A 22304-nucleotide genomic window follows, 5' to 3' on the forward strand; every position below is an offset into this window, starting at 1 on the left:
CAAACTAAAGTTCCGATCCGCCGGCCGCAAGTATCACGGCTTGGGCCAGCGGAACTGGGTGCGTGGCGACCTGCTACTCGGCGGCGGTCTTCTGCGGCTCACCGGGGATGTCGTCATTGGTGCCGAACAGCGAGGGCTGGTCGCCCTCTTCGACCAGGTGCAACTCGGCCTTGCGCTTCGGCATGAGTCCGACCAGCCAGCCCGAGAAATTCTCCATGTAGACGTAGATCACCGGTGTCACGAACAGGGTCAGCGCCTGCGAGGCGAGCAGGCCGCCGACGACGGCAACGCCCAGCGGCTGGCGCAGTTCCGCGCTGGCGCCGGTGCCGAGCGCGATCGGGAACGTGCCCATCAGTGCCGCCAGCGTCGTCATCATGATCGGCCTGAACCGCATCAGGCAGGCTTTGTGGATGGAATCAGTGGCCGACATGCCCTCTCGTCGCAGTTCAAGCGCGACGTCGACCATCATGATGCCGTTCTTCTTGACGATGCCGATGAGCATCAGGATGCCGATCACCGCGATGACGGACAGATCCATGCCGGCGAAGCGCAAGGCAACAACCGCCCCGAGCACAGCCGACGGCAGGCCGGTCAGAATGGTGAGCGGGTGGATGAAGCTCTCATACAGAATGCCGAGCACGATATAGATGGTCAGGATGGCGCCGCCGACCAGCAGGCCCTGGTTGGCAAGCGAATCCTGGAAGGTCTTGGCGGTGCCGGCGAAGGTCGTGGAGATCGCCGTCGGCATGCCGATCTGCTCTTTCAGCGCGTCGATGCGTTTCACACTGTCGCCCAGCGCCACGCCCTGCGGCAGGTTGTAGGAGATCGTCACCGCCGGAAGCTGGCCGAGCTGGTTGACCGTCAAGGCTCCGGCCGTGCGGTCGACCCTGGCGAAGGCGCCGAGCGGCACCAGGCTGCCGCTCGCCGTCCGCATCTGGATGGCAAGCATCCGCTCCGGCGACCATTCGATCTTGGGATCGAGTTCGGCGATGACTTCGTAACTGTCGGCCGAGCCGAAGATCGTTGAAACCTGGTCGGTGCCGAACCCGCCATAAAGAGCCGAGCGCAGCGTGTCGGTGTCGATACCGAGTTGGGCGGCCTTGTCGCGGTCCACCACCAGCGTCGCCTGCAAGGCGTTGTTCTGCAGGTCGCTGGTGACGTCGGTGAAGGTCGTGTGGTCGGCCGCCATCGCGTCATTCAGTTTCTGCGCCCACTGATCCGTCAGGCCGGTATCGAGGCCCTGAACCACGAGCTGGTAGGCACTGGCCGACGAGCGCGAGCCGAGCCGCAGATTCTGCACCGGCTGCATGTAGGTCTCGATGCCCGCCACGCCGGCCAGTTGCTTGCGCAGATCCGCAAGCACCTTCTCGATATCGGGACGCTGGTCCTTGCCCTTGAGCTGGACGAAGAGCTGTCCCTGGTTCAGCGCATTGTTACCGCTGCCCGCCGACCACGCCACATGGTCGACATAGGGTGACTTCGAGAACACGCTGGCCACCTGCCCTTGCAGCTTGGCCATGGCGTCGAACGAAATGTCCTGGCGCGCGATGGTGGTCACCGAAATCTGGCCGATATCTTCTTGCGGGAAGAAACCCTTCGGCGAAACCTCGATCAGCCACACCGAGGCTGCCGCGGTGCCGACGAAGACGAGGAACACCAGGAAGGTGTGCCGCAGGCAGAAGCTCAGAATCCGATCGTAGCCGCGCGTGAGGAAATCGCGCTTGTGGCCAGCACCATGTGCCTCGCGGTCGGCCTTGGTCACCGACAGCAGCCGCGAGCACAACATCGGCGTCAGCGTCAGCGACACGAACATGGAGGCCAGGATGGCGACGGTCACCACGACGGCGAACTCGTTGAAGATGCGCCCGATCACGCCACCCATCAGAAGCACCGGGATGAACACCGCCACCAGCGAGATCGAGATCGAGATGATGGTGAAACCGATTTCGCGCGCGCCCTTCAGCGACGCGTCGAAGGCCGACAGCCCATCCTCTTCCATATGGCGGAAGATGTTTTCGAGCATCACGATGGCATCGTCGACGACAAGGCCGACGGCGAGCGTCAGGCCCATCAGCGATATGTTGTCGATGGAAAAGCCGAACAGGAACATCGCGCCGAGCGTGGCGATCAGCGAGATCGGCACCGCCACGGCCGGGATGATGGTCGCCGTGACGCGACGCAGGAACACGAAGATCACCATCACCACCAGCGCGATGGTCAAAAGCAGCGTGAACTGCACGTCGTCGACCGCCTGGCGGATCGAGCTCGAGCGGTCGTTGAGCAGCTTGATCTGGGCTGCGGCCGGCATCTGGTCCTGGAAGGACGGCAGCATCGCCTTGACCTTGTCGACGACGTCGACCGTGTTGGCGTCCGGCTGGCGCTGCACCGCCATGATGATCGCGCGGGTACCGTCATACCAGCTTGCGGTCGTGGTGGTCTGCACTGAATCGACGACACGGGTCACCTCGCCCAGCCGCACCGGGTGGCCGTTCTTGGTAGCGATGATGAGGTTTGAGAAACCGGCCGCGTCGGTAAGCTGCGTGTTGGCGGTGATGGTGAGCTGCTGCTTGTTGTTCTGCAGCACGCCGAGCGGCGTGTTGCTGTTGGCGGACGCGACCGCCGCCTGCAGCTGATCGATCGAGATGCCGCGCGCGGCAAGCGCGGTCGGATCGATCTGGATGCGCACCGCGTATTTCTGCTGGCCGAAGATCGAGACCTGCGCGACGCCGTCGATGGTCGACAGCGACGGCGAGATGACGTTTTCGGCGAAGGCATCGAGGTCGGTCAGCGGCACCGTGTCGCTAACCAGCGACATCAAGAGGATCGGCGCATCGGCCGGATTGACCTTGCGGTAGCTTGGCGGCGCCGTCATCTGCGGCGGTAGCGATTTCTGCGTGCGCGCGATCGCCGCCTGGACGTCGGCGGCGGCCGCGTCGATGTTGCGGTTGAGCACGAACTGGATGGCGATCGAGGTCTGGCCGAGCGAGTTGGTGGTCGAAATGGAATCGATGCCGGCGATCGTCGCGAACTGCTTGATCAGCGGCGTCGCCACCGACGTGGCCATGGTTTCCGGCGAAGCGCCGGGCAGGGAGGCCGAGACATTGACGACCGGGAATTCGGCGCTCGGCAGTGCCGCCACCGGCAGGAATTTGTAGGCGAACAGTCCGCCCAGCACGAGGGCGAACGACATCAGAAGGGTGGCGACCGGCCTGCGGATACAGAATTCGGAGATCATTGGGCCGCCTCGCCGGCGTTGGTCGCCTCGGCAACCTTCGGCGCGGCCGCCTTGCCTTCATGCACCGCGGCGCCGTTCTTCAGCCTTGTCTGGCCCTCGGTGACGACCTTCTCGCCGCTTTTCAGCCCCTGGCTGATGGCGCTGTTTGCGCCTTCGGTCAGCGCCACCTGCACCGGCCGCATCTCGACAGTGCTGTCCGGCTTGACCACGTAGACGAACGGCCCCTTCTGGCTGGGCTGCACCGCCACGGTCGGAACCGAGGTCATCCGCGGCATGATGCCGGCGTCGAGCACGACATTCACATACTGGCCCGGCCAAAGGGAAAGATCGGCATTCGGAATACTTGCCCGCGTCGCGATCGTGCCCGATGCGGTGTCGACGCTGGAATCGACGAAATCGAGCGTGCCCTTGCCGATCGGCGTCGGGTCGCCGTTCTGGATCAACGTCACCGCGTTCTGCTGCGGATTGGCAAGCGCCTTGTGAAGCAGCGCAAGGTTGCTTTCCGGCAGATTGAAGTTGACCTGCAGCGGGTCCATCTGGGTGATGGTCACCAGTGGCGTCGCCGTGCTGCTGTTGCCGTTGCTGACGGTGACGAGGTCGCCGACGGCGACATTCACGGCACCCAGCCTGCCGGCGATCGGCGCGGTGATGGTGGCAAAGCCAAGCTGGACATTGTCGGCGTCGATCGTCGCCTTGTCGGCATCGACGGTCGCCGCCGCCGCCTTCTGCGCGGCAACGGCCTGGTCGTAGGTCTGCTGCGTACCGGCCTGCTTGGCGACAAGGTCCTTGGCGCGCTGAAGGTCGGAGTTCGAGCTGGCGAGCAGCGCCTGGTCCTTGGCAAGCGCTGCCTGGTCCTTGGCGAGTTGCGCCTTCAGCGCCCGGTCGTCGAGCGAGAACAGGAGGTCGCCCGCCTTCACCATCTGCCCGTCCTTGACGTCGATCGACACGATCTGGCTGGAGACGCGCGCATTGATGTTGACCACGGCCGGAGAGGAGACGAAGCCGATGGCATAGCGGCGGATCGGGAAATCCGCGGTCGTAGCCGTCGCCGAAACGATTGACGCCGAACGGGCACCGTTGCCGCCACCCGCCGCCTTGTCCCCCGCCGCAGGCTTTTCGGTCGCTGGCTTGTCTGTCGCGGCGACCTGCTTTGCGCCGAGGAACTGCTGAGCCTTGTTCAGCGCGTCCGGCGACAGATAGAGCCAGGCCGCGCCGACACAGGCGACCGCCAGCAATGAAAGCATGACTTTTCCACGCATCGACAAAAGACCTCTCCGTCCTACACGCCATAGCCAGGTGGTCGTATTCTAGCGCAATTCCCGGCTCACTGCCGCGATTTCGCCGAATAGATAGGACGCGGGTTTGTCGGAAAAGGGCCAAAACACGGCATTACGAAGATTTAATGTGCACTGCACAATAGCTGTGCAGCCGGCTATCCTCAAAGCCGGAAGCCGGATGGGCTCCGAAAAATGCCCTCCGAGAGGGCAGCCTTATCTAGCGCAGCATCGGCCAAAGCGTCGCCGCCAGCAGCACGCCCATGGCGATGTTGAACCATTTCAACCGCACCGGGTCGGACAGGAAGCCGCGTAGTGCCGTGCCGAATCCGGCCCAGACCGAGACGCTGGGAAGATTGACCACGGTGAAGGCCACGCCGATCAGAATGATGGACAAGAATGGCCGTTCGGGATTGGTATAGACGGCCATCGCGGTGATTGCCATCACCCAAGCCTTGGGGTTGACCCACTGGAAGGCCGCCGCATCGATGAATCGCATCGGCCGCGCATCCGTCTCACCCTTGCCGCTGAGCGAGCGCGACATGGCAATCTTCCAGGCGAGGTAGAGCAGATAGACGGCGCCGGCGATCTTAAGCCCGGTGTGCAGCGCGGGGAACGCGGTCAGCACCGCCCCAAGCCCGAAGCCGACGGCAAGCAAAAGGACGAGAAATCCGATGCTGATGCCGAGCATATGCGGGATAGTCCGCACGATGCCGAAATTCACGCCCGACGCCAGCAGCATAAAGTTGTTCGGGCCCGGCGTGACCGAGGTCACCAGGGCGTAGAGCAGCAGGGCAAGGAAGGCGTCGAGGGTCATGACGGCTCAAGAGGTCAGCAATACTGACTTAAATCGACCGGGCGCCGGACGCAACGTCATTCGAGTGGTCCAATGCGCGCCGCAGTGATCCGCCTGTACGGCCAGCGGCGCGTTAGTTCCGACGGCGATACTTCAGAGCCCAGAGAAGCCAACTGAAGATGACAATGGACCCCGCGTGGAAGAAGATCAGGTCCCAGAATCTGGTTGGATTATCCGCATAGACAACCCATTCATTGCCTCGTAAGGCTGGGACTGTCATCGTCACCCAGCCGTGGGCAAGCACCCAGATCGAGTATGCGATCATTGCGTACATCATCACATGTATCACCAGATCTTGTCGTGGGGTCATGCGCCACCAAGTCTCAGTTCGCTTTTCGGATGCCTCGCCCGACCGTGATTGCTGAACTTTAATTTCGTATGACTGCTACATCCCCTGCGGGCCGCGGTTCATGGCTGCCACGCCGGTGCGGCAGATCTCGACCAGGCCTAGCGGCTTCATGATGGCGATGAACTGGTCGAGCTTGGAGCCCTTGCCGGTGATCTCGAAGATGAAATGCTCGGTGTTGGCGTCGATGACGCTGGCGCGGAACGCGTCGGCGAGCCTGAGCGCCTCGACCCGGGCCTCGCCGGTGCCGGCAACCTTGACCAGCGCCAGTTCCCGTTCCAGCGGCCGCTCCTGTCCGAACTCGTGCGAACGCACGGTGAGATCGACCACGCGATGCACCGGCACGATGCGCTCGAGCTGATGCTTGATCTGCTCCAGCACATGCGGCGTGCCGCGCGTCACGATGGTGATGCGCGACAGGTGTTTTTCATGCTCGGTCTCCGAGACGGTCAGGCTCTCGATATTGTAGCCGCGGCCGGAAAACAGGCCGATGACCCGGGCAAGCACGCCCGGTTCGTTGTCGACCAGCACGGAAAGCGTGTGGTTTTCCGGCCGTTCCGTCTCCTTGGCGATGAAGTAGGCGGAGCCGGTGGGTTGAAGGTGCTGTGCGTTCATGACATGAATCTCAAATTCTTGATCTAACTATCTGTTTCCGCACGGCTTATTTGACAAGCCCTGCCCCGGTCCGTCGTCTACACCAGTTCCCTGCCCTTGGCGTCGATTGCATTGGCCACGACCTCGTCGGTGGCCTCGTCCGGCAAGAGCATCTCGTTATGCGCCTTGCCTGACGGGATCATCGGGAAGCAGTTGGCGAGCGTCGCCACGCGGCAGTCGAACAGCACCGGCTTCCTGACCGAGATCATCTCCTTGATCGCGTCGTCCAGTTCGTCTGGCTTGTCGCAGCGAATGCCGTGGCCGCCATAGGCCTCGGCCAGCTTGACGAAATCGGGCATCGCTTCGGTGTAGGAATGCGACAACCGGTTGCCGTGCAGCAGCTGCTGCCACTGGCGCACCATGCCCATATACTGGTTGTTGAGGATGAAGATCTTGATCGGCGCGTCGTGCTGCACGGCGGCGCTCATCTCCTGCATGGTCATCTGCACCGAAGCATCGCCGGCAATATCGACGACCAGCGCATCGGGATGCGCGATCTGCACGCCGAGCGCGGCAGGCAGGCCGTAGCCCATCGTGCCCAGCCCGCCCGAGGTCATCCAGCGGTTCGGCTTCTCGAAATGATAATGCTGCGCCGCCCACATCTGGTGTTGGCCGACCTCGGTGGTGATGTAAGTGTCCATGTCCTTGGTCAGCTCGTACAGCCGCTGGATGGCGTATTGCGGCATGATCACGTCGTTGTTCATCTTGAAGGCGAGTGAATCGCGCCCGCGCCATTTGGCGATCTGCTCCCACCAGGGGTAGAGCGCCTTCTTGTCGGCCTTGGCGGTTGCCCGCCACAGCCGCACCATGTCTTCCAGCACGCGCCCGACATCGCCGATGATGGGCACTTCGGTGTGGACGTTCTTGTTGATCGAGGACGGATCGATATCGATGTGGATCTTGCGCGAGTTCGGCGAGAACGCATTCAGCCTGCCGGTGATACGGTCGTCGAAGCGCGCGCCGATGCAGAGCATGACGTCGCAGTCATGCATGGCCATGTTGGCTTCGTAGGTGCCGTGCATGCCGAGCATGCCGAGCCAGTTCTTGCCCGACGCCGGGTAGGCGCCGAGCCCCATCAGCGTCGAGGTGATCGGGAAACCGGTGAGGTCGACCAGTTCGCGCAAGAGATGGCTCGCTTCCGGGCCGGAATTGATGACACCGCCGCCCGAATAGATCACCGGTTTCCTGGCGCCGGCCATCAGTTCGACCGCCGCCTTGATCTTCTCCAGGTCGCCCTGGACCTTGGGCTGGTAGCTGGTGCGCGGCGCGATCTGCGGCGGCACATAAAAGCCCTTGGCGAACTGCACGTCCTTCGGGATGTCGACCACGACCGGACCGGGACGGCCGGTCGTCGCGACATGGAAGGCCTCGTGGATGGTCGCGGCGAGTTCGTTGACGTCCTTCACCAGCCAGTTGTGCTTGGTGCAGGGCCGCGTAATGCCGACCGTGTCGCATTCCTGGAACGCGTCGGAGCCGATGAGCGAGGTCGGCACCTGACCGGTCAGGCAGACCAGCGGGATCGAATCCATCAGCGCATCCTGCAGCGGCGTCACCGCATTGGTGGCGCCGGGACCCGATGTCACCAGCATGACGCCGGCCTTGCCGGTCGACCGCGCATATCCCTCTGCCGCATGGCCGGCGCCCTGCTCGTGCCGCACGAGGATGTGCTCGACCTCGTCCTGCTGGAAGATCTCGTCATAGATCGGGAGAACGGCGCCGCCGGGATAACCGAAGACATGCTTGACGCCATTGTCCTTCAGCGCCTGCACCACCATTTCGGCGCCGGTCATTTCCCTACCTGCCATCTCGCGCCGCTCGTTCTGTCCATTGCTCATCGGTCTGGTCCCGTACTGTCCGCCATTGGGCGTTGCTGGTCGTTTAGTCGTGTTTCAGGCAATAAAAAAGGCCCCCGAGGGAGCCTGTTTCTGCGCATGGGGGGATTTCGCCCGGCGGTTACACCGCCTTGCCCACGCGCCTTCCTACGAGAATGAGTGCCGTTTTCATGGTGGCGGACCATAAAGGCGAAGTCGCGGGGTCGTCAATGGGGTACCGCACGAATTCACTCAGCCGTGAGATCGGCTCCGCCGCGCGCTACCATAGTACAGTTGAGCCCATCCCATCGACGCACCACTATGCCGGGCTGACGACGTGCCTGGGAGGAGACGCGTTGCCGGCGAATGGGAGTCCCATTCCAGGCAGGGAGGTCCTGGCCGGCCGCTTGCTGTTCCAGTGGAAGCCCGAACAGGCGTTCTTGGAAACCGACAACCGGAGGAGAAACCATGCTCGAGAGAACACCCACCACGAAGGCGCAGGCCCTGCTCGACAAGCTTGGCAAGGCGCTGGAGACCGGCGACATCGACGCGGCGGTCAACTGTTTCCAGGCGGATTGCTACTGGCGCGACCTCGTCACCTTCACCTGGAATCTCCGGACGATGGAGGGCCAGGAGCAGGTCCGCGACATGCTGAAAGCAACCCTGGCTGGAACCCGGCCGAGCGACTGGAAGGTGGCCGACGGCGAGGAGGCGACCGAGGCGGACGGCGTCACCACCGCCTGGATCACCTTCGAGACCGAGGTGGCGCGCGGCTTCGGCCTGGTGCGGTTCAAGGGCGACCTGATCTGGACCTTGCTCACCACCATGGCCGAGCTCAAGGGCCATGAGGAGAAGGCCGGTTTCAATCGGCCGCTCGGCGCCAAGCACGGTCACGGCAAGGACAGGAAATCCTGGCGCGAGGAGCGTGATGACGAGATCGCCGAACTCGGCCGCGGCAAACAGCCTTATGTCGTGATCATCGGCGGTGGCCAGGGCGGCATTGCGCTCGGCGCGCGCCTGCGCCAGCTCGGCGTATCGGCCATCATCATCGAGAAGAACGAGCGTCCCGGCGATTCCTGGCGCAAGCGCTACAAGTCGCTCTGCCTGCACGATCCGGTCTGGTACGACCATCTGCCCTATATCGACTTCCCCAAGAACTGGCCGGTCTTCGCCCCGAAGGACAAGATCGGCGACTGGCTGGAGATGTACACGAAGGTGATGGAGCTGAACTACTGGTCCTCCACCTCGGCTAAATCCGCGAAATACGACGAGACGGCCAAGGAATGGACCGTCGTGGTCGAACGCGACGGCGAAGAGATCGTCCTCAAGCCCAAGCAGTTGGTGCTGGCCACCGGCATGTCCGGCAAGGCGAACTGGCCGAAATACAAGGGCCAGGACATCTTCAAGGGCGAGCAGCAGCATTCCTCGACCCATCCCGGCCCCGACAAATATCGCGGCAAGAAGGTCGTGGTCATCGGCTCCAACAACTCCGCCCACGACATCTGCGCGGCTCTCTGGGAGGGTGGCGCGGACGTCACCATGGTGCAGCGCTCCTCCACCCATATTGTCAAGTCCGACACGTTGATGGATATCGGGCTCAGCGCACTCTATTCCGAGCAGGCGGTGGAGAACGGCATGACGACGCGCAAGGCCGACCTGATCTTCGCCTCCCTGCCCTATCGCATCCTGCACGAGTTCCAGATCCCGCTTTACCAGCAGATGAAGGAACGCGACGCGAAGTTCTACGCGGACCTTGAGAAGGCCGGCTTCCTGCTCGACTGGGGCGATGACGGCTCAGGCCTGTTCATGAAATATCTGCGCCGGGGTTCGGGCTACTACATCGATGTCGGCGCCTGCGACCTGGTCATAGACGGCTCGATCAAGCTCAAGAGCGGACCAGGTGCGGCGGTGCGGGAATTGACGCAAACCGGCGTCAAATTCGCCGATGGCACCGAATTGCCGGCCGATCTCGTGATCTACGCCACAGGCTACGGCTCGATGAACGGATGGGCGGCGGACCTCATCTCGCAGGAGGTGGCCGACAAGGTCGGCAAGGTCTGGGGCCTTGGCTCCAACACCGCCAAGGATCCCGGCCCCTGGGAAGGCGAGCAGCGCAACATGTGGAAGCCGACCCAGCAGGAGGCGCTGTGGTTCCATGGCGGCAACCTCCATCAGTCACGCCACTATTCGCAATATCTGGCGCTGCAGCTCAAAGCCCGGCAGGTTGGCTTGCCAACACCTGTCTATGGATTGCAGCAGGTCCATCACAAGGGATAGGTCGCTTCTCCCGCATCGACACGGTGAACCTGTCCCGCGTCGGCGACGTCGAACAAGGCGGCAGCGGCGAGTTCGCCGCTGGGGCTGGTCGGCGATGGCGTGAAAACGCCCTCGTCAGCCAAACGCTCGCGGCAGGGCCGGTATGCCGCCACCGCGCTTTCGCCGTCGAAGCAGAAGCACATGGCTGTCTCCTCCTGATCATTGGTCTCGTCAGGGCCGATTGGCGAAGTCGTGCACGACGCGCTGCAGCAACGGCACATAGTCGCGAAACGCCCGCGTCCGCATGTTGGCGACCTTGCCGCCCTCGTCCCAGATGCGAACCCGCACCGCTTCCTCATGGAACGGGTTCTCGCGGAACGCAGCCACCTCGTCGGCACTCATCGGTCCGCCCTGCAGCGACAAGGTATGAACCGAAGCCGGCGACAGCCTGGAGAAATAGGTCGGGTCGGCGGCGCAGAGATAGCGCTTGGCGGCAACGTGCAGCCGGACGCACTCGACGATGACAGGCGGGAAGAACGGCGCCAGCACTTCGCCGCCGGCCTCGTCATGGTGCTTGTCCTCGACATCGTCAGGCGAATAGGTGCCGAACTCGCTGGTGTAATGGCCGATGTCGTGCAGCAGCGCGGCGGCCACCAGCACGTCTGGGGCTCCATCCTGTTCCGCCAGCCAAGCCCCTTGCAGCATATGCTCGGACATCGTCACCGGCTCGCCGAGATAGGATTCGGCGCCCCGGCGCTCAAAAATGTCGGCGATGAATTCGACGATGGTGTCCGCGTTCAGATCCTGGCCGATCATTCCGCAGCCTCCTTGAAGCCGTGTTCGATCGCCGCGAGCGTCGACAACAGGCCGTCCTTGTCGGCGTAGCATCCCTGCAGCCAGCGCTTGCCGGTGCCGGAAAACGCCTTGCGGGCATGCATGACGCGGGTGTTGTCGACGATGAAGGCCTGGCCGGGCTCAAGCTTGAAGGTGACTTCGAAGGATGGATCCTCGATCAGCTCGGCGAAGCGGCGGTAGGCGGCATAATAAGCGCCCATCTCGGCGAACGGCACGTCGACGGTCGGCGCCAGCGAACGGTTGTTGAAGCGGATGCAGATCAGTTCGCCGTCGGGTCCAAGCTCGATCATCGGGCGCTTCGCCTGCAGCCGCACGCCGGACGACCCCGCATATTCGAACCGCGCCGCATGGGAACTCAACAGCCGAAAACTTTCGGGATTTTCCGTTTGAAGAGCGGCCGCGACGGCAAAGCCGTCGACGACGCTGGATTCACCGCCCTCCACCGTGTTCTCGACGCAGGACAGGATCTGCAGCGTCGGCACCGGATCGCGATAGGGATTGTCGGTATGCGCCTGCAGGCCCAGATTGGTGTAGGCGAGATTGTTCGGGTTGACCTCGGCGCGCACTTCGAACCAGCGCCCGTAATTGGTCTCCCTGACATAGCCGAACAGGTCGGACACCTTGCACAGCGCCCCGGATTCGGCCGGCAGCCCGTCCATCACCGCAAAACCATAAGTCCTCACCGCCGAAAGCCATTCGCGCAGGACACCGCGGCCATGCAAGGCCGCCGGATAGCTGGCGCGCGGCACCGCGTTCTGCATCGTCGCCCTGGTCCAGCGCTGGATGACATCGCCTGTCCAACCAGGCTGGCGTGTCTCGTCGCGATCATAGGCGTTCGCACGCAGCCATTGGGCGGGAAAGCTGACCGTTTTTCCCTCCGGCTCGAAGCTGATCTCCAGCGCTCCGGCCTTGATGGCGGCAGCGCCAATTCTCGTCTTCGCCGGAATGTCGAGGATGGTGATCAGGCGTTGGCCATTGCCGGCGCTGCGCGTCTTGTCGTCAAGCGCGTTGTCGCGCAGCCAGACGGCGTGGAAGCGGGTACGCTTGCCGTCTGTCCAACCAAGTTCGATTGTTCTGCCTTCATCGCCAACCAGCACGTGGGTGAGCATGGAAATCCGTCCTGTCGCCTTGTTGCCCACGGTTCGTACCGTGGTTTGGATTGCATGTTGACCTCCCGAAAGGCATAATTCCAATTATCATTTTTTGGCCAATGGCAGCGATTTGGTAATGGCTCGGCGAACCGCTCCTACCCTCCCTCCACTCGACTGGCTGCGCAGTTTCGAGGCTGCGGCACGGCTGTCGAACTTCACCGCGGCGGCAGCCGAACTCGGCCTGACCCAGGCGGCCGTCAGCCAGCACATCCGGCTGCTCGAGGAAAGGCTGAAGACGCGTCTGTTCTCGCGGCTGGCGCGTGGGGTCGCGCTTTCGCCGGAAGGTGCCGCCTACCTGCCCCACATCCAGTCGGCCTTCGCCACCATTGGCAGCAGCACCACGGAACTGTTCGAACCGCGCGCCGTCCAGACCGTCTCGCTCCGGGTGCCGATCTCGTTTGCGCTGCTGGCGCTGGGTCCGGCGCTGCCCGACCTCGCCGAGGCGCTGCCGCGCATCCAGCTTGATCTGGTGACGATCCATCGCCCGACCGACTACGATTTGCCAGGCTCGGCGCTCGACATCCGTTTCGGCAACGGATCCTTTCCCGGACGCGAGGCCGAGAGGCTGACCGCCGAGCGGCTTGTGCCGGTGGCAAGCCCGGCCTTGGCCAGTGCCGCCGACTGGACATCGCTGCCGCTGCTTCTGGTGGCCGGCGCACGCGAGATGTGGGCCGAATGGTTCGCGGCGGCCGGATTGGCCGGCCATCCCCGGCGCTCGCATCGCTTCGACAGTTTCGTTGCCGCCATGCATGCGGCGAGCGCCGGTGCCGGCGTCCTCCTTGGGTCGCGGCCCCTAATCGACGCGGCGCTCGACGGCGGAGCGCTGGTCCGGCTTTCCGTTTTTGAGCTGCCCAGCACGTCAGGGCATTTCCTGACGAGGCCGTCGACCGCGCACCTGACCAGCGCCGAGCAGGATTTCCGCCATTGGCTGCTGAAGCGCCTCGCCGGGAAGGCATGAGTGACTGGCGTTACCGCGACGCTGTGCCGATGCGCTTCCAGTAGATCAGCGTGCCCGTCAGCCCGCCATGCGGCTTCAGCGCATAGTCCGGAACTTCGCCGGCCAAGGTGAAGCCGAGCTTCTCATAAAGTCCCGACGCACCCTCTTCGCTCGCCGTATCCAGAACCAGCAGCGTGCGTCCCTTCTCCGCCGCGAGGCGTTCGGCGGCTCGCATCAGGCGCGTCCCGACACCCCTGCCCCGCTGCCCGACCGATGTCATCAGCTTGGCGATCTCGGCCCGATGCGGCTGATTGGGCGGACAGTCGAGCAGCAGGGTGACGGTGCCGACCAGAGCGCCGCCGTCCCATGCCCCAAGCACCATTCTTTGCCCTCGTGCCGCCGCGGCCAGCGACGTCTCCCAGAACGCGCTGGCAACATCCAACGCCAGCGGATGCATGAAGCTGACCGATCCGCCGGCGGCAGCCGTTTCGACCAGCAGATCGGTCAGCTGTGCGAGTGTTTCCCGGCTTGCGGTCAACGGCCCGATTTCTATGACGTTCATATCTGGTCCTCTGGAAACGATTGATGGGTCGACAGCGCCGCTTCAGTCGAGATGGCGCACACGCCGCCGCTTGCGCGCGGCCTTGATGGCGCCGATGCGTTCGGTGTCTTCTTCCTTGAGATGCCGACCGCGCTCCAGGATCTCGAGCGTGTACTCCTCATAGGTCAGGCCCAGCCGTTCGGCCTTGTCCATCCGCATCAGCATGACTTCGCGGCTCGGCGCCTTCCATGCATTGGCGTGCGCGGCCTGCCAGGCCAGGAAGATGTATGGATCGCCCTTGCCCCATGGCGGCCCCTTGTAGTCGTCAAGAGGCGGCCCCCCATTGTGGGAGCGCTTTGGCCGTCGTGCCATGACGTCAGCTCCTGACCAGGGCGACGAGATAATCGGCGCCCGGCTCCAGCGCATGAAAGGTGCAATCCGACGGCGCTCCGAGCGCCAGGCAGTCGCCCGGTTCGAGCCTGTGCACCTGGTCACCCTCGGTGAATTCGAGTTTTCCCGAGATCAGCCAGATCTGCTGCTTGATGAAGGCGTAGGAAGCCGCCGGCAAGCTGACCTTCGCGCCCGCCGGCAGATGGACCTTGATCAGTTCGAGCGGCATGTCGCAGGCCGGCGACAAATGCCGCCTGACATAGCCTGTGTCGGGGTCGCGCCACACTGGTTGGCCGGCCGCGCGCAGCAGCCCGCCGCCCTGCAATTCCGCCCGCGCGATGAGGGTCGAGAGCGTCATGCCGAAGGCAGCCGCTATGCGCACCAGAAGTGCCGCCGTCGGGCTGGTCATGCCACGCTCGATCGTGCTCAGCATTGCCTTGGAAACACCGGACTGTTCGGCGAGCTCGGCCAGCGACCAGTCCCGCATGGTCCTTTCGGTATGGATACGCCTGCCGATGGTCGAGGAAATGTCGTTCGCTATATCATCCATTCGTCCATTATAACGAAACAGACAAGCGCGTGAAGAGCCATTTCAAAGCAATTTTCACCAGGACCTTAATCCTCTCTACACCATCCGACCTCATCCGACCTTAACCCCGTTCCTGTAGGGTACGGCCTCAAGGGAAATGGGGATTGGCCTGTCCATGTATGTCGAACGCGAAGCTTCAGTCGGAGAACCGACATCGCAGGAGCGCCGCACAGCCGACCAAAACGACAAGCGCATCCTGGGCAATGTCGTGCAATGCGACGGTGCGCGCGCCACCATCAGCGCCTATGCCGACGACGCCGACGGCGCGATCACCGGCCTGTGGACGGTCGGCAAGATGATCTCGATCAACCTTGGCACGACACGAACCGTCGGCCTGGTCTACGCGATCGGCAAGTCGGATCTGGCCTGGAACAATGACGGCCAGAACGCCATCGAGGTCAGCATCGAGCTGATCGGCGAAGTCCGTGACGGCGCCGAACCCGGGGCCAGGCCGATCTTCGACCGCGGCATCACCATCTATCCGCATATCGGCGCCGTCGCGCACCGCATCCGCACCCGCGACCTGCAGGCGGTCTATGACCTAGCCGGCCGCCATTCCATCACCATCGGCTCGCTGGCCCAGGACGAGGCGATCGCCGCCAACATCGCCATCGATGACACGCTGGCGCGCCACTTCGCCATTGTCGGCACGACCGGCGTCGGAAAGTCGACAGCGGTGTCGCTGCTGCTGCGCAAGTCGATCGCGGCGCGACCGGACCTGCGCATCCTGATCCTCGATCCGCACAACGAGTTCGCGGCTTCGCTGCCAGAATATTGCGTCAGGGTCGATTCCAAGACGCTCGACCTGCCGTTCTGGATGTTCACGCTGGAGGAATTCGCCGAAGTGCTGTTTCGCGGACGCGAGACGGTGCCGGAAGAGATCGATGCCCTTCGCGACCTCATTCCGCTCGCCAAGAATCTCTATCGCAACCCCGGTTCAGGCACCTACCTCAGGCGCGGCAGCGATGCGCTGACCGCCGATACGCCGGTGCCCTACCGTATCGCCGACCTGCTCAAGCAGATCGACGAGCGCATGGGCATGCTCGAAAGCAAGACCGATCGTCCGACCCTCAAATCGCTGAAGACACGCATCGAATCGGCGGCGGCCGATCCGCGCTACCGCTTCATGTTCAATTCGCGCCTGATCGAGGACACCATCCACGAGACGATCGGCAACATCTTCCGCGTGCCGCATCATGGCCGTCCGGTGACCTGCTTCGAGATGGCCGGCATGCCGTCGGAAGTGGTCAATTCCGTCTGCTCGGTGCTGGCGCGTCTGGCCTTCGACCTTGCTCTGTGGAGCGAAGGCAAGCTGCAGCTGTTGTTCCTATGCGAGGAAGCGCACCGCTACATGCCCGCCGATGCGCGTCTCGGCTTCGCGCCGACGCGGCACGCGCTGTCGCGCATCGCCAAGGAAGGCCGCAAATATGGCTGCTATCTCGGCGTCGTCACCCAGCGCCCCGGCGAGCTCGACCCGACTATCCTGTCGCAGTGCTCGACCTTCTTCGCCATGCGGCTCGCCAACGAGCAGGACCAGGCGATCATCCGCTCGGCAATCGCAGACTCTTCCGCATCCACGCTCGCTTTCCTGTCCTCCATGGGCCAGCGCGAAGCGATCGCCTTCGGCGAAGGCGTAGCGACGACCATGCGGCTGAAATTCGAAAGATTGCCCGCTCACCTGCTTCCGGGCACGGCCAAGCGCGAGGAAGACGTGACGTCCAAGGCCGGCGAGGTCGACCTTGTGGCGATCGTGGAGCGGCTGCGCAACGTGCCGAAACCGCAGAGCCAGGCGATGGCTTTCGCCGAGGTGGTCGATTCCGGCCGGCAGGCCGGCGACCCCGACTACCGCAAAGCGCCGGCGGCGGCGCGCGTGCAGTCGGACGAAGATTTCGACACACGCTACGGCCTCAAACCCGCGACCTTCGGCCTGCGCCCGCAGAACGATTGAGCTGAGCGTCACGCCTCTACGAATAGTCCCGAGAATCCGCGCAAGCGGCCTATCCCGTCTTCGTCGGAAAGCTTGGGCGAAGCCCGTCAGGGAGTTGGTCAGGCTGAGCCGATCGGTGTTTTGGTCCGTGAGCACCGGCCTTCGCCGGCCGCAGCCTTAAAGCGCAACGTCTCATAAGTGCTTCGGCCGGCGAAGGCCGGAAGCGCAGAAGCCGGCATCAAGCGGCCAGCATCACGAATTCAGTGATGGGATCTTAGGCGCAGACGCGGTTGCGGCCTTGCCTTTTGGCTTCGTAGAGCTGGCGGTCGGCGCGGCGATAAAATTCCTCCGCCGTTTCCTTGCGATCCCAGACGGCAAGCCCGACGCTGGTGGTGATCTTGAGCCGGACATTGTTGCCGGAGAGGATCGACATGTTGGCGATCGCCTTGCGGATGCGCTCGGCGAATTTGGCCAGAAGGTCCGCCTCCATGTTGGGCGTGACCACGGCGAACTCCTCACCACCCAGGCGCGCGACCACATCGTGGAAACGTGTCATGTCCCTGAGGCATCTGGCGACAGCCTTGAGCACCTCGTCGCCGACATCGTGGCCGTGCGTGTCGTTGACCTGCTTGAAATGGTCGAGATCGAGGATCATCAGCCCGACCGGCTTTTCGATGCGCCGGAACTCCTCGAGATATTCCTTCAGCGCGTCGTCGAAATAGCGCCGGTTCTGCATGCCGGTCAGGCCGTCGGTCAGGGCGGCATGCTCGAGCGTTTCGGAGCGGGCGCTGAGCGACACCGTCATGGCGCGCAGCTTGCCCTCTTCGGTCGCCTGCTTGCGGATCAGCGGATAGATGAAGAAGATGCCGAAAAACAGCGCGGTGGCGAGCAGTACGCCGGTCGCGAACAGAAGCTTGTTGAGGTAGATGACCTTGTCCAGGCCGGAGGCCGTATGGAGCTCCGTGGCGAAGGATTGCAGTTGCCCATAGGCGTGCAGGGTCACCAGGCCAGCAGCCAGGATCACGAAGATAAAGACGAAAAAAGCGGATTCCGCTTTGTGGAAACGCATCTGCTCCCCGATGGAAAAATACCCCATGACCTTATCGCAGGGACCGACTTACGGAGCGTTAATTCCGACAACTTCGGCGAGAACCCTTCCCTCAGGGGCAACTTTTTAAGTTGCATTAGCAACAAGTGTTTGGATCGTGGTTTCGAGATCGTCACCGGGGCGAAGTCTCTGCCATTCCGGCCCCAACTGATGGCGAAACCAGGTAGCCTGCCGCTTGGCATATTGCCTTGTCGCGATCTTGGCGCGCTCGATCGCCTCGGGAAAGCTCGACTGCCCTGAGATCGCGGCCTGGAGCTCGCGGACCCCGATCGCCTTCATCGCCGGCAGGTCTGGATCCAGACGAAGGGCCGCAAGCTGCTTGACTTCCTCCAGCGCGCCCTTGTCCAGCATCTGGTCGAAACGCCTTTCGATGCGATCAACCAATGCTGCCCGATCCGGCTCGACAACCAGGAAATGCGCGCTCGGCCTGTCGATGAGCGGCAGGCCGCGCTCTGCCTGCCAGTCCAGGATCGACCGGCCGGAAGCGTCGAGCACCTCGAGTGCCCGCACGATGCGCTGGCTGTCGGTTGGCTTCAACTGCATGGCGACGCTCGAATCCTCGCGCAGCAGCAAGGCATGCAGCTTGACCGCGCCTTGCTCCTTCAATTCGTAGCGCCAGCGGTCGCGTATCCGTTGCGGAATATCAGGCATTTCCGAAATCCCTTCCGCCAGCGCACGAAAGTACAGGCCGGTGCCGCCGACAAAGATTGGCCGCCGCGAGAGCGTCCCGTCATCAATGAGTTTCATGACGTCGCGCAGCCAGGCGCCGGTCGAGTAGGCGGTGCCGGGATGGACATGCCCATAGAGAAAATGCGGCGCTCGTGCGAGCTCGGCCGCCTGCGGCCGGGCCGTCAGCACGTCGAGAACCGCATAGCCCTGCATGGAATCGGTGTTGACGATGAAGCCGCCTGTGCGTTCGGCCAGTTCAAGCGCCAGCGCCGACTTGCCGCTGGCGGTCGGCCCGGCTATCAGGATCGTGTTCTTCACGCGGCCTTCGCCCGCATCCGTGCCGGAATTCTCGATGCCGCTCATTGCCACGCTTGTTTCCCGTCCCGCCGATCGCGCTCTGTCGCCATCGCTTGCGAATATGGCCTCACGGTCGGTGGGCGCAAGCGCTGTCGTATGGCTGGCCGAAGGCATTGCCTGTGACATTGCCCTGCCGCCAGCGGCGCAGGCTGATGAAACGACCGCGAGCCTTCGTACCGCACTGGCCGCTGAGCCCGTCGACGTGATCGTCCAGCAGGCTGAAACACGCCGCAAGAAAATCCTTCTCGCCGACATGGATTCGACCATGATCGACCAGGAGTGCATCGACGAGCTGGCCGACGAGATCGGCGTCAAGGATCATGTCGCGGCGATCACCGCACGGTCGATGAACGGCGAGATCGCCTTCGAGCCGGCGCTGCGCGAGCGCGTGGCACTGCTCAAGGGGCTCGATGCCGCCGTCGTCGACCATATCGTCGCCAATCGGCTGACCTTGGCCTCGGGTGGCCGTGCGCTGGTCCAGACCATGCGCGCCAACGGCGCCTGGACGGCGCTCGTCTCGGGCGGTTTCGAGGTTTTCACCACGCGCATCGCTGCGATGCTTGGCTTTCAGGAAGACCGCGCCAACCGCCTTCTCGACCAGGACGGACGCTTCACCGGGCTGGTCGGCGAGCCGATCCTCGGCCGCGCCGCCAAGGCCGAGGCGCTGCTTGAAATCTGTGCGCGTCTTGGCCTGACGCCGGCCGATGCCATCGCCGTCGGCGACGGCGCCAACGATCTCGACATGATCCGCCTGGCCGGAACCGGTGTCGCGCTGCATGCCAAGCCTTCCGTCGCGGCTCAGGCAAAAGTCCGGATCGACCATTCCGACCTCACCGCATTGCTCTATCTGCAGGGCTACCGGCAGGAAGAATTCGTCCAATGAAGCCAATCCGCACCGAACGCCTGATCCTGCGCAATTGGGAGGATCGCGACCGCGAATTGTTCCATCGCATCAATTCCGATGATCGCGTGATGGAGTTCTTCCCGTTTCGCCGCGACCGTGCCGCCGCCGACGCCAAGATGGATGAGTTCCGCGCCTGGGTCGATGAGGACGGCTACGGCTTCGCCGCGGCCGAGATTGCCGCGACCGGCGAATGCATCGGTTTCGTCGGCCTCCTCGCGACTGATGATGTACCATCGCTGCCGGCCGACACAATCGAGATCGGCTGGCGGTTGGCTCCCGAATTCTGGGGCAAGGGCTATGTCACCGAGGCCTCGGAGGCATGGCTGGCCTACGGCTTCGAGACATTGGCCGTCGACGAGATCGTTTCCTTCGCCGTGGCGGAAAACCACCGCTCGACCGCCGTTATGAAACGCCTCGGCATGACAGCCGACCCATCGAACGATTTCGACCACCCCAGCATTCCAGACAGCCATCCCGCACTCAAGTGGCATGTGCTCTACCGGCTGTCGCGCGAGGACTGGCAGGCAAGAAAAAGGGCGGCTCTCTAACCGCCCTTCCATCAAAATCAGATTTCTGCCGGCGTACTGGATCAATCCATCCGGATCGTAACGAAGCGCAACTCACCGGTCTTCGACGCCAGCATCAAGAGCGCGTTCTTGCGGCCCTGCTCCTTCAGCGCGCCGATCCGGTCCATGACGTCCTTGGGCGTGGCGACCGACTCCTGCGCGATCTCGGTGATCACCTCGCCCGGCTGGATACCGCGTTCCGCGGCGGCGGAGTCCTTGGCCACGTCGGTGATGACAACGCCGGAAACATCGCCGGCGATGCTGAACTTCTTGCGCGTCTCGTCGTTGAGTTCGCCGACCGTCATGCCAAGCACCGAGGCGGTCGAGACGGCCGGAGCCTTGTCAGCGCCCTTGTTCTGGTCGGTATTGCCATTCTCGCCGCTCGCCAGCTTCTCGCCATCCTCGAGCCGGCCGAGCGTCACCTTCACCGTCTGCTCGACACCCTTGCGCACGATCAACACGTCGACGGCCTTGCCCACCGGGCTTTCGGCGACGACGCGCGGCAGGTCGCGCATTTCATGGATGTCCTTGCCGTCGAACTTGATGATGACGTCGCCGGCCTGGATGGTGCCGTTGTCGACTGGTCCGCCCTTGATGACGCCGGCCACCAGCGCGCCCTTGGCGGTCGCCATGCCGAGGCTTTCCGCGATGTCGTCCGTCACCGGCTGGATGCGCACGCCGAGCCAGCCGCGCCGCGTCTCGCCATATTGGCGCAACTGCTCGACGACGCCAGAGGCGAGCTGCGAGGGAATGGAGAAGCCGATGCCGATCGAACCGCCGGACGGCGAAATGATCGCCGTGTTCATGCCGATGACCTCACCGGCGCTGTTGAACAGCGGTCCGCCCGAATTGCCGCGGTTGATCGCGGCGTCGGTCTGGATGAAGTCGTCATAGGGGCCTGAATTGATGTCGCGGTTGCGCGCCGAGACGATGCCGACCGTGACCGTGCCGCCGAGGCCGAACGGATTGCCGACCGCCATCACCCAGTCGCCGACGCGCATCTTGGTGGAATCGCCGAATTTCACCGCTGTCAGCTTGTGGCCTTTCGGATCGACCTTCAGCACCGCGACGTCGGTCTTGGTGTCGGTGCCGACCAGCGTCGCCTTCAAGGTCACGCCATCGGAGAAATTGACCTCGATGTCGTCGGCATCGGCGATCACGTGGTTGTTGGTGACGACGATGCCTTGTTCGGCGTCGATGACGAAACCCGAACCGAGCGACTGCACCTTCTGCGAGCCGCCATCCTTTTCGCCACCGCGGTTCTTGAAGAAATCGTCGAAGAAATCCTGGAACGGCGAGCCTTCGGGCAGTTGCGGCATCGGCACCGCGCCCGGCCCTTCCGTGCCCTTCACCGTCTGCGAGGTCGAGATGTTGACCACCGCGCCAAGCACGCCTTGCGCCAGGTCGGCGACCGAGGCCGGTCCGTCGGCGGCGAATGTCGGGGCCACGAAGGACGGAACGGCGACGGCGCCCAGGACCAGCGCTGCCGCGCCGGCGACCAATGTCCGTCGAGCGGCGTCCAAAAGGGTGTTGGATGTCATCGAGAAGCCTCCCGGCATTTCTAAAAGAGAAAAGCGCTTCGACGAAAACGCCGTGTCGCGCCATGATGGCAAGAAATACGGCACGTTTGCGGCTATGACTATCGGTGGAGTGTAAATCGAGCGTTATTCCGCAAACCGCCGCCTCTACACGCCCCGCACCAGCCAGACGACGCCAACACCAATGGCGATCGCCGCCAGCCCGCCGATCCGCAACGCATTCTCCGGCATCGACAGCACTTCGCCCGCGAGCTTCTTCGCAAGGCGGGGAAAGCCGCCATAGACCAGGCCCTCTATGACGAGGACCAGGCCTATCGCCGCGAAGAAATCCTGCACCGGC

General features: G+C 63.5%; 20 protein-coding genes. 5 read left to right on the plus strand and 15 right to left on the minus strand.

From position 1 onward, the window contains the following. Positions 1-73: 73 nt before the first annotated feature. The 5 genes from LB516_RS25650 to LB516_RS25670 form a co-directional block, all read right to left on the minus strand. Positions 74-3235, minus strand: a complete 3162-nt coding sequence (locus LB516_RS25650) for an efflux RND transporter permease subunit (protein ID WP_140660968.1) — start codon at positions 3233-3235, stop codon at positions 74-76. Beyond that, complete coding sequence (locus LB516_RS25655) at positions 3232-4494, minus strand: efflux RND transporter periplasmic adaptor subunit (RefSeq protein WP_140615751.1); 1263 nt, start codon at positions 4492-4494, stop codon at positions 3232-3234. Before LB516_RS25655 ends, LB516_RS25650 begins: the two co-directional genes overlap by 4 nt. 235 nt (positions 4495-4729) lie before the next feature. After that, entirely contained in the window at positions 4730-5326 is a 597-nt protein-coding gene (locus LB516_RS25660; RefSeq protein ID WP_140615749.1) for a LysE family translocator, read from the minus strand. A 424-nt stretch (positions 5327-5750) separates the two neighbouring features. After that, positions 5751-6326, minus strand: a complete 576-nt coding sequence (gene ilvN / locus LB516_RS25665; RefSeq protein ID WP_013894763.1) for an acetolactate synthase small subunit — start codon at positions 6324-6326, stop codon at positions 5751-5753. Between the two features lie 77 nt (positions 6327-6403). Next, positions 6404-8200 carry an acetolactate synthase 3 large subunit gene (locus tag LB516_RS25670; protein ID WP_140615748.1) on the minus strand — a complete coding sequence of 599 codons (1797 nt, stop codon included), beginning with the start codon at positions 8198-8200 and terminating at the stop codon, positions 6404-6406. Positions 8201-8644: 444 nt separating this feature from the next. On the opposite strand from LB516_RS25670, the gene LB516_RS25675 reads away from it, so the two are divergent. Continuing rightward, positions 8645-10453: an NAD(P)/FAD-dependent oxidoreductase gene (locus tag LB516_RS25675; protein ID WP_140615746.1), complete on the plus strand. Its 1809-nt coding sequence runs from the start codon at positions 8645-8647 to the stop codon at positions 10451-10453. Here LB516_RS25675 and LB516_RS25680 read toward each other — a convergent pair. The 3 genes from LB516_RS25680 to LB516_RS25690 are packed head-to-tail and all read right to left on the minus strand — an operon-like array spanning position 10441 to position 12396. Beyond that, positions 10441-10635 (minus strand): hypothetical protein, encoded by a 195-nt coding sequence (locus tag LB516_RS25680; protein WP_140724120.1) that lies wholly within the window; start codon positions 10633-10635, stop codon positions 10441-10443. The two genes, LB516_RS25675 and LB516_RS25680, sit on opposite strands and share 13 nt — an antisense overlap. A gap of 28 nt (positions 10636-10663) precedes the next feature. Then, on the minus strand, positions 10664-11248 hold the full coding sequence (locus LB516_RS25685; protein ID WP_015317289.1) for an HD domain-containing protein: 585 nt from the start codon (positions 11246-11248) through the stop codon (positions 10664-10666). Further along, on the minus strand, positions 11245-12396 hold the full coding sequence (locus tag LB516_RS25690; RefSeq protein WP_224720591.1) for a gamma-butyrobetaine dioxygenase: 1152 nt from the start codon (positions 12394-12396) through the stop codon (positions 11245-11247). Before LB516_RS25690 ends, LB516_RS25685 begins: the two co-directional genes overlap by 4 nt. A gap of 118 nt (positions 12397-12514) precedes the next feature. Here LB516_RS25690 and LB516_RS25695 point away from each other — a divergent pair, with 118 nt between their 5' ends. Then, positions 12515-13396, plus strand: coding sequence for a LysR family transcriptional regulator (locus LB516_RS25695; protein WP_224583584.1), 882 nt, complete (start codon positions 12515-12517; stop codon positions 13394-13396). Between the two features lie 10 nt (positions 13397-13406). Here the strand turns inward: LB516_RS25695 and LB516_RS25700 are convergent, their stop codons facing one another. Genes LB516_RS25700 through LB516_RS25710 form a run of 3 tightly spaced genes read right to left on the minus strand, consistent with a single transcriptional unit; the run spans position 13407 to position 14856 of the window. Continuing rightward, the gene (locus LB516_RS25700; RefSeq protein ID WP_140822181.1) at positions 13407-13937 is read right to left on the minus strand and encodes a GNAT family N-acetyltransferase; all 531 of its coding nucleotides are present in this window, start codon (positions 13935-13937) and stop codon (positions 13407-13409) included. A gap of 42 nt (positions 13938-13979) precedes the next feature. Further along, positions 13980-14288 carry a hypothetical protein gene (locus LB516_RS25705; RefSeq protein WP_015317285.1) on the minus strand — a complete coding sequence of 103 codons (309 nt, stop codon included), beginning with the start codon at positions 14286-14288 and terminating at the stop codon, positions 13980-13982. A 4-nt stretch (positions 14289-14292) separates the two neighbouring features. Next, the gene (locus LB516_RS25710) at positions 14293-14856 is read right to left on the minus strand and encodes a helix-turn-helix domain-containing protein (protein WP_224643542.1); all 564 of its coding nucleotides are present in this window, start codon (positions 14854-14856) and stop codon (positions 14293-14295) included. 154 nt (positions 14857-15010) lie between these two features. On the opposite strand from LB516_RS25710, the gene LB516_RS25715 reads away from it, so the two are divergent. Further along, positions 15011-16843 carry an ATP-binding protein gene (locus LB516_RS25715; RefSeq protein ID WP_224720592.1) on the plus strand — a complete coding sequence of 611 codons (1833 nt, stop codon included), beginning with the start codon at positions 15011-15013 and terminating at the stop codon, positions 16841-16843. Between the two features lie 253 nt (positions 16844-17096). Here the strand turns inward: LB516_RS25715 and LB516_RS25720 are convergent, their stop codons facing one another. Both LB516_RS25720 and miaA read right to left on the minus strand, forming a co-directional pair. Further along, positions 17097-17891, minus strand: coding sequence for a GGDEF domain-containing protein (locus LB516_RS25720; RefSeq protein ID WP_140660958.1), 795 nt, complete (start codon positions 17889-17891; stop codon positions 17097-17099). Between the two features lie 105 nt (positions 17892-17996). Beyond that, positions 17997-18962: a tRNA (adenosine(37)-N6)-dimethylallyltransferase MiaA gene (miaA, locus tag LB516_RS25725; RefSeq protein WP_224720593.1), complete on the minus strand. Its 966-nt coding sequence runs from the start codon at positions 18960-18962 to the stop codon at positions 17997-17999. Here miaA and serB point away from each other — a divergent pair. Together serB and LB516_RS25735 are read left to right on the plus strand one after the other, a co-directional pair. Beyond that, positions 18952-19839: a phosphoserine phosphatase SerB gene (serB, locus tag LB516_RS25730; protein ID WP_224720594.1), complete on the plus strand. Its 888-nt coding sequence runs from the start codon at positions 18952-18954 to the stop codon at positions 19837-19839. The genes miaA and serB overlap by 11 nt on opposite strands. Beyond that, a complete protein-coding gene (locus tag LB516_RS25735; RefSeq protein WP_224720595.1) occupies positions 19836-20408 on the plus strand; it encodes a GNAT family N-acetyltransferase in 573 nt (190 codons plus the stop codon). Before serB ends, LB516_RS25735 begins: the two co-directional genes overlap by 4 nt. A 41-nt stretch (positions 20409-20449) precedes the next feature. Here the strand turns inward: LB516_RS25735 and LB516_RS25740 are convergent, their stop codons facing one another. Together LB516_RS25740 and LB516_RS25745 are read right to left on the minus strand one after the other, a co-directional pair. After that, entirely contained in the window at positions 20450-21967 is a 1518-nt protein-coding gene (locus LB516_RS25740; protein ID WP_140724138.1) for a DegQ family serine endoprotease, read from the minus strand. 144 nt (positions 21968-22111) lie between these two features. Continuing rightward, positions 22112-22300: a DUF2065 domain-containing protein gene (locus tag LB516_RS25745; protein WP_015317277.1), complete on the minus strand. Its 189-nt coding sequence runs from the start codon at positions 22298-22300 to the stop codon at positions 22112-22114. Between the last annotated feature and the right edge of the window lie 4 nt (positions 22301-22304).

This window comes from Mesorhizobium sp. CO1-1-7 (genome assembly GCF_020164885.1).
In the GTDB taxonomy this organism is placed as follows: domain Bacteria; phylum Pseudomonadota; class Alphaproteobacteria; order Rhizobiales; family Rhizobiaceae; genus Mesorhizobium; species Mesorhizobium australicum.